The sequence below is a fragment of the Vreelandella sp. L-15 genome (genome assembly GCF_056857635.1).
The window spans coordinates 1-7414 of the sequence record NZ_JBSXNN010000097.1 but is presented as its reverse complement, the minus strand read 5'-3'; the positions used below and the strand labels follow the sequence as shown (position 1 = coordinate 7414).

Here is a 7414-nt window from a genome sequence, read left to right as displayed (position 1 = left end):
GCTTGTAGCGCAGGCGGAGCCACTATCGAGACGCTCAAGGCTTATGTGCAGGGACAGAAGACACCAGAATAGGGCCGCTTGTGCGGCCCCCGCTTACCTCCCCGCCCGAGTGGGCGAGGGTTCACGCGGGTTTTTGCTGAGATTGATGTGCTGGAATCTACCTCGCGGCAAGGCATTGCCGTGCTCAGCCTGGAGCTGAGCGACGCGGTGACCAATGTCACGCCGGTGTGGAGCCGCGTGCGCGATAAGCTCAGCGATGTAGCGCCCTCGCTACCGGAAGGCGTGCAAACGCCGGAGTTGTTGGATGACCGTGGCTATGCGTTCAGTATCGTGGCCGCTCTGCGCTGGACGTTGGATACCCCTCCCAATCCACAATTGATGGAGCGCTATGCCGAACGCCTAGAAGATCAGTTACGGCAGGTAGCAGGCACCGAATATACCCACCGTTTTGGCGTCGCCGGTGAGCAGGTCGAGGTGATGGTAGACCCGCTGGAACTGAATGCGTTAGGACTCTCGGTTGGTCAGCTTGCCGGGGCCATTGAGGCGAGCGACGGCCGCCGCACGGCTGGCGAGGTGGTCACACAAGGGCATCGGCTAACGGTGGGCTTGAGCGGCGAGTTTGATGCGCTTGACCGGCTGCGAGAGATCAACGTCACCACCCAGCAGGGCCAGAGCGTCAAGCTAGGGGAAATTGCCGAGCTGCGCCGTGGTGTTCAAGACCCACCCAGCGCGGTGGCGCTGCTAAACGGTGAGCGGGCCGTATTTGTAGGTGCTCGTATGGTGCCGGGCCAGCGTATCGATGCGTGGGTTGAGCGTGCCCAGGCGCAACTAGCGGCGTTTGACGATGAACTGCCGATAGGGCTGGCGGTAGAAGAAGTCTTTGAGCAGGCCAGCTATACCAACCAGCGTCTTAGTGATGTAGCGATTAGCCTGCTGATGGGCTTGGTACTGGTGGTCGCGATTCTATTTCTCACGATGGGCTGGCGCTCTGCGCTCACCGTAGGGCTGGCCATTCCGGCGACGGCGCTGCTCACCCTGGCGCTGTTCAAGCCGCTGGGGATGGAAATCCACCAGATGAGCATCATCGGTATTATTGTCGCATTGGGGCTGATGGTGGATAACGCCATTGTGATGACCAATGCCCTGCGTGAGCGCTTCCTTCAGGGGGATTCAGCGCTGGCCGCGACTCGAGATGCGTTGCGCCATTTGTCGGTACCGCTGCTCGCCAGTACGCTCACGACCATTTTGGCGTTTATGCCCATCGTGCTGATGCCAGGCCCCGCCGGTGAGTTCGTCGGGCCGCTCGCCATGGCGGTCATGGTAGCGCTGGTCAGCTCTTATCTGATTTCGCTGCTGCTGGTGCCTGCGCTTTCGCCCATGCTGCTGGCCAAGGTAGCCGCTAAACCGCCTGCCCCGCGGGATAATATAATGAAGCGGGCGTTTCGCGGCACGGTTCGCAGCACACTGCGCCACCCCGTGGCGGCGATGTTGATCACCCTCTGTGTGCCGGTAGGTGGAATAGCGCTGATGCCAACGCTAGACGTAGCGTTCTTCCCTCTCGCCGACCGCGACCAGTTCCATATTGAAGTGCGCTTGCCCGCCGCCAGTAGTATCGCCAAGACAGAGGCGCTGGCCCACGAAGTAGAGAGCATGGTGCGCGAGCTGCCGGGTGTAGTGCGTGTCTCGTCGTTTATCGGCGAAAGTGCGCCGATGATGTATTACAACGTGTTAACTAATGAAGATAACAACCCCGCCTTCCTTCATCTGATCGTCGATACGGTATCGTTAGAGGCCACCAATCAACAGGTGCCGGGGCTGCAGCAATCTCTGGATAAGCGCTTTCCTCAAGCCCAAAGCGTTGTGCGCAAATACGAGCAAGGCTCGCCTTTTAAAGCGCCCATTGAGCTTCGCGTGTATGGCGATGATCTGGAGGTGCTCTCCTCCCTGGGCCTGGAGCTAGCGGGCCTGATGCACCAGCTTCCCCAGGTAACCCACGTGCGCGCAGGGATGCAGCGTGATTTACCTCGGCTAGTGCTTGATGTCGACCACACCGCATTGAGCGATGCAGGGCTGACGACGCAGAGCCTGGCGGAACAGGTAGGTGCTGCCCTCTCCGGCCAGCCTGCCGGTATGTTGTTGGAAGATACACAACAACTACCGATACGTGTGCGTTATGCCGATGGGTGGCGTACTGATGCCGAGCAGCTAGCTGCACTGCGTTTGGTGAGTGACCAAGTGGCTGAAGGCTTACCGTTAGCGGCTGTTGCTGAAAGCTATCTTGCCCCTTCATGGAGTGTGATTACCCGACGAAATGCCGAGCGAGTGCAGCTGGTGCAAGGCTATTTAGTGGCGGATGCGCTACCGGCCGTATCCATGGCGCAGTTAGATGCCAAGCTTCAGGCAGCGCTTGAGAACGGTGAGCTGACGTTGCCCGCTGGATACCGTATTGAAACAGGGGGCGAGGCCGCTGAGCGTGATGAGGCAGTAGGTAAACTGCTCGCCTCAGTGGTGCTGCTGGTGATTGCCATGGTGGCTACGGTGGTGCTGGCGTTTAACTCCTTCCGCCGCGCCGCCATTGTCTTTATCGCTGGAGCACAGGCCATGGGCATGGGGATTGTGGCGCTGCTGATGAGTGGTCATGCGTTTGGCTTCGTGATTATCGTCGGCATTATGGGATTGGTCGGTGTCGCCATTAACGCCACCATCATTATTATTGCCGCCTTTGATGATGATCCGGCCGCCCGGCAAGGCGATATAGACGCGATGCTCGCGGTCATCAGCGGCCCCACGAGTCGGCACATTGTGTCTACTACTATCACTACTTTTGCGGGGCTCATTCCTCTTATGGTGGCCGCAGGCGGGCTATGGCCGCCCTTCGCGCAAACCGTAGGCTTTGGATTACTCTTGGCTACGTTGGTGTCGTTTTTCTTTACGCCAGCACTCTACAGGCTGTGGGTGGCCTCTTCTGGTGGTGAAAGCAGTCACAGCTGATGCCATAGCATCGCCAGACAGCCGTTCACTGCGCGGCAAGAGCAAAGGTGAGGATAAGGGGCCAAACGGCCCCTTTATCGTTGATTCATCTAGCGGGTGGCGGCGAAAGAGGCGGTGGTGGAGTGATCCACCGCATCCGCCAGCATCTCGGCGGTGATCGCAGAGAGTGTCCAGCCCAGGTGGCCGTGGCCCGTGTTGTAGAACACCGTCGGCAAGCGGCCCGGGCCCACTTTGGGCAGCATGTTCGGCATCATCGGACGCAGGCCAGCCCAGGGGACGACCCGCTGGGTGCTGACACCGGGAAAGCACTGCTCTACCCAGCGCACCAGCGGCTGAATGCGGTCGTTACGAATATCGCGGTTCGCGCCGTTAAACTCAGCGGTACCGGCCACGCGGAAGCGGTCGTTGCCCAGGCGGCTGGTCACCAGTTTGGTTTCGTCATCCAGCAGGCTCACGGTGGGAGCGGCCTGTTGCGAGGCTTCGTCGTCCAGCTGCACGGTGATCGAGTAGCCCTTCACCGGGTAGATATTGACGCGGTCACCCAGCTTGGCGGCGATGGCACGACTGCCAACGCCCGCACACACCACCACGCTATCAAAGCTTTGGCGTATTTCTTCCCCGTCGATTGAAGCGCTGACCCAGGCACTGTTTTCATCCGCACCCAGGTTGGTCACCTGATGGCCGTGGTTCAGCTTCACGCCGCGTTTAGCCGCGGCCTTGGCGAGGCCGTTGGTGTATTTGTGAATATCCCCTGTGGCATCGCTTTCGGTAAAGAAGCCGCCGTAATAGCTACCCGCCAGCGTGGGTTCGATGGCGCGCATTTCCTCCGGGGTCACGGCACGGCGCTCAAGCCCGCCTTGGTGCAGAAGCTGTGAGACCTTAGCGGCATGCTCGTAGCCCACTTTATCGCGGTAGATATGCAGGATGCCTTTCTGCTTCACGTCGAAATCGATCTGCTCGTCACGGGCCCACTGGAACAGGTGTTCTCGGGCGGCGATGGCCAGGCGGGTCGTTTCGGTGGTGTTGTCGGCATAGCGGGGAATGGCGGCGATGAATTCTGCAAACCAGCTCAGCTTGTGCCAGGTAGGGCGCGGGTTCACCAGCAGCGGGGCGTCGTTCTTGAGCATCCAGCGCAGGCCCTTGATGACCGTGGGCCAGTGGTTCCACACCTCTGCGTTGGAGGCAGACAGCTGCCCGCCGTTGGCAAACGAGGTTTCCATGGCGGCGTAGCGATGCTTTTCGAAGACGGTGACGTCGAAACCGCGCTTTACGAGGGCGTAGGCACTGGTGATGCCAGTGATCCCACCGCCAATGATGGCAATGCGTTGCATGAGTCTCTCCACAGGTTGTATGGGCGTCGGGCGATACCCCCGGCAGCCTATTGGCCGGGCGTACCCCTTCCGTCATGGAACCTGAGAGATTCACGCCGCTGGAATGGCGCTTGCTCCTTCGGTGGGCTGAGTGACGCAGTCATCAACCGCTCTTCGGAACGTCATGGATGGCCGTCGCGGTCCGTTGGCCTGAGAGTTTCCGGGGTCGTTGCTCCTTCGGCGCTGGTGGCAGGCACCAGTCTCTCCCGCGATGGCATACTGACGTTGTAACGCGACGGTGTTAAAAAGGGAATAGGCGAAAGGTGGAAACATGAGCAGCAGCTGCTTTGCCAGCCACCGCGTTTTCGCTGACAATAGCGAATCCCTTCGAGCAATGGAAAAAGCGCATGCAGGCAAACGGATTTTTTGAGGGCATTGGCGAGGCGATAGGCGATGCGATCCGCATCGTGGTCGAGTTCTTGCTGGGTATCTTTACCAACTTTTTCGGTGCCTTCGACGATTTTATCGGCGGGCTGACGCGCTCGCTGGGCATCAATGACTCGTTCTTGAGCCTGGCGATTCTGCTGATTGGCCTGCTGGTACTGTGGGGCGGGCTGCGTGCGTTTTTGCGTGGCTCCATTATTGGCGGCATTTTCCGCACGCTGATCGGCCTGTTCATCCTGTCGTGGCTGATGATGTAGCGCCCCGACCACCGACCCACGCCTGCGCAACGCCGCAGGCGATCACTAGCCCACAGCCGCTTAACTGCAAAGGCGAAAGCGCTTCGCCAAACAGGCTCCAGCCAAAAATCACCACCGCCACCGGCTCACAGTAAGCCAGCGTGCCGTATAGCGCGGTGGGCAGGCGGTTAATCGCCATCACCGCACACAGCAGCGCCAAAAAACCGGGCACAAGGCCTGCAGCCAACAACCACGGCACTTGCCATGCGCTGGCGGTTAGCCCTGCTGGTTGCCATAGCGCAAACGGCAAGATCACCAGCGCCCCGACCGCCAACTGCCAGAAGGCGCAGGTGCGGTCATCCAGGTGGCTCGGCAATCGGCGGTTCGTCAGGATAAAACCGCTGTAAGCTAGCATGGCCGCTAAGCCAAAACCCATGCCAATCACGTCCTTCTGATCGTCCAGGTTGAGCCGAAACTCCTGCATCATCGCGAACCCAAACAGCGCCAAGCCAATGAGCGAAACCTGCGCCGCTGCAAGCCGTTCGTTAAATAGCGCATGGGCCGCGATAGCCGCCACAATCGGCGCGAGATACACCATCAAAATGGCGTTGGCCATTTGGGTGTAGTTCATCGCCTGCACGTAAAACAGGATGAACGCCGCCAGCAAACTACCGCTAATCACCACCTGCCGCCCTGGCAGTGTAGTGAGCCCTGCATGGCGTTTTGTCAGCAGTAAATAGCCGAGCAAAAACAGCGCCCCCAGCCCCAACCGGTAGAAGGTAATGCTCTCTGCATTCAGCCCGGTGATGCGCGAGATCACGCCGATGGTGGCCATGCCCACGGCAGCCACCACCGCTAGCAATAGGCTGGAAGGGGTAACGGCGAGAGAGGAAGTTGATGGTGGCATGTGTATCGTCCTTGACGTCCTTGAGCGAGTTTCATGAGCATATGACGCATTGTCATTTGCTTCTTTGGTGCATTTTGTCATCATCTGCACTCTTTTTGTGCAAAGGCGAGTGCGATGAAAACGTATCTTGGCAAGATGCGCGGAGAACGAACGCCGCGTCCCCGGGTAGGCTGGCGAGATGCCTGCTGGTCGTGGCTGGGTGCCTTTACTGGCATGGCGCTGATTTGCTGGCTAAGCGCCGAGTGGCTCTCCCAGCAGCTGTTGATCGTGGGCTCGTTCGGGGCAACCTCGGTGCTGATTTACGCCGCCCCGGAAAGCCCCTTTGCCCAGCCCAGCCATGTGCTGTTTGGCAGCGTGCTCTCTGCCTGTGTGGGCGTGGGCTGCTATCAACTGTTGGGGGCCACGCCGCTTTCCATGGCGTTGGCGGTGTCGCTCTCCATTTTGGTCATGCAGCTTACCCATACCGTTCACCCGCCAGGGGCTGCCGCTGCGCTGATTGCCGTGGCAGGCGGTGCCAGCGTGCATCAGTTGGGCTGGTGGTATCCGCTGATTCCCATTGGTGTAGGCTGCATCGTCATGCTGGTGGTGGCGATTCTGGTCAATAACCTGGCGCGCCACCGCCGCTATCCGCGCTACTGGTAGCGCTGTAGCTGCGCTTCCAGGGCAAAAATATGCGCATCTTCGGTGCCCAACTCGCGCAGCGCTTGGGCGAGGTTCAGCAAGTAAGCGCTGTTGGGGCCGCTGGGGCCATGGGCCTGGGCTATTTGCTGGGCGATATCGGCCAGCGGGGCATCGCCTAAAAACGCCGGGTTGTCTTCGCTGGCCAGATAAATCAGCCCCTCGCTAGGCGCTTGGTCGGCGTCAGGGTTACCCGCTTCATCCAAAAACGTCAGCGTGACTTTTTCCCGCAGGTAGCCGTTTTTCTCCCGCACATCCAACGGTGCGAGCACCTCTGGGGTGATGCGGTAGGCCATTCCGTGACACACCGCGCCTTCGGCCCGAATCAACGTCGCCACACGCCCCGGGGCTTCGGGGGTGCCGCGATGGTCGTGGGAGCCCTGCCAAAAGCGCCGCGCCCAGCCGGTAATGGCCGCAGGGCGGCGCTCCAGATAGTCGAAATCAGCCTTCCAAATCAGCGAACCGTAGCCAAAAAGCCAGATATCCGCATGGCCGTCGAAGAAGTTTCTTTGCTGGTTTAACGTCGTGGTATCAAGCAACATAAGCGATCTACATTTGTGACCAAAGTGGCTGCACGCGCATGGCGTTAACGGTGGTTCATCATCCGGGTTATCAGTTAGCGCGGAAAACCTCGTACTTTTAGTGCGAGGATGGATAGCGCGGCGTCCGCCAGGACGCCTTGTGTTTTGCATCCTTACAATATTTCATCTAAAGTGTAAAGCATGAAAGCCGAACGCGCCTACCAATACCGCTTCTATCCCACGCCTGAGCAAGCAGCCTTGCTGGCGCGGACGTTTGGGTGCGTGCGGTTTGTCTGGAACGCGGTGCTGCGCTATCGCACCGACGCG

At 59.6% G+C, this 7414-nt stretch carries 7 protein-coding genes, 1 pseudogene and 2 riboswitches; of the genes and pseudogenes, 5 read left to right on the top strand and 3 right to left on the bottom strand.

The features are described 5' to 3' along the window. Both AC13CY_RS15645 and AC13CY_RS15640 read left to right on the top strand, forming a co-directional pair. Positions 1–72: pseudogene (locus tag AC13CY_RS15645) on the top strand (IS200/IS605 family transposase); the annotation flags it as partial. Between the two features lie 75 nt (positions 73–147). After that, positions 148–2991 carry an efflux RND transporter permease subunit gene (locus tag AC13CY_RS15640; protein ID WP_483052778.1) on the top strand — a complete coding sequence of 948 codons (2844 nt, stop codon included), beginning with the start codon at positions 148–150 and terminating at the stop codon, positions 2989–2991. A gap of 89 nt (positions 2992–3080) precedes the next feature. Here the strand turns inward: AC13CY_RS15640 and AC13CY_RS15635 are convergent, their stop codons facing one another. Continuing rightward, complete coding sequence (locus tag AC13CY_RS15635) at positions 3081–4322, bottom strand: D-amino acid dehydrogenase (protein ID WP_483052777.1); 1242 nt, start codon at positions 4320–4322, stop codon at positions 3081–3083. Between the two features lie 59 nt (positions 4323–4381). Further along, positions 4382–4489: riboswitch (glycine riboswitch) on the bottom strand. Continuing rightward, positions 4490–4580: riboswitch (glycine riboswitch) on the bottom strand. A 128-nt stretch (positions 4581–4708) separates the two neighbouring features. Between AC13CY_RS15635 and AC13CY_RS15630 the strand changes: the two genes are divergently transcribed. After that, the gene (locus tag AC13CY_RS15630) at positions 4709–5002 is read left to right on the top strand and encodes a hypothetical protein (RefSeq protein WP_016915216.1); all 294 of its coding nucleotides are present in this window, start codon (positions 4709–4711) and stop codon (positions 5000–5002) included. On the opposite strand, the gene AC13CY_RS15625 is transcribed toward AC13CY_RS15630, so the two are convergent. Continuing rightward, on the bottom strand, positions 4977–5888 hold the full coding sequence (locus AC13CY_RS15625) for a DMT family transporter (protein ID WP_172416598.1): 912 nt from the start codon (positions 5886–5888) through the stop codon (positions 4977–4979). The genes AC13CY_RS15630 and AC13CY_RS15625 overlap by 26 nt on opposite strands. A gap of 114 nt (positions 5889–6002) precedes the next feature. Between AC13CY_RS15625 and AC13CY_RS15620 the strand changes: the two genes are divergently transcribed. Then, positions 6003–6530, top strand: coding sequence for an HPP family protein (locus AC13CY_RS15620; protein ID WP_172416597.1), 528 nt, complete (start codon positions 6003–6005; stop codon positions 6528–6530). On the opposite strand, the gene AC13CY_RS15615 is transcribed toward AC13CY_RS15620, so the two are convergent. Next, positions 6521–7108, bottom strand: coding sequence for a gamma-glutamylcyclotransferase (locus tag AC13CY_RS15615; protein WP_062374154.1), 588 nt, complete (start codon positions 7106–7108; stop codon positions 6521–6523). The two genes, AC13CY_RS15620 and AC13CY_RS15615, sit on opposite strands and share 10 nt — an antisense overlap. 180 nt (positions 7109–7288) lie before the next feature. On the opposite strand from AC13CY_RS15615, the gene AC13CY_RS15610 reads away from it, so the two are divergent. Then, positions 7289–7414 (top strand): helix-turn-helix domain-containing protein (locus AC13CY_RS15610; RefSeq protein WP_253028188.1); only part of this gene is annotated, 126 nt, incomplete at its 3' end.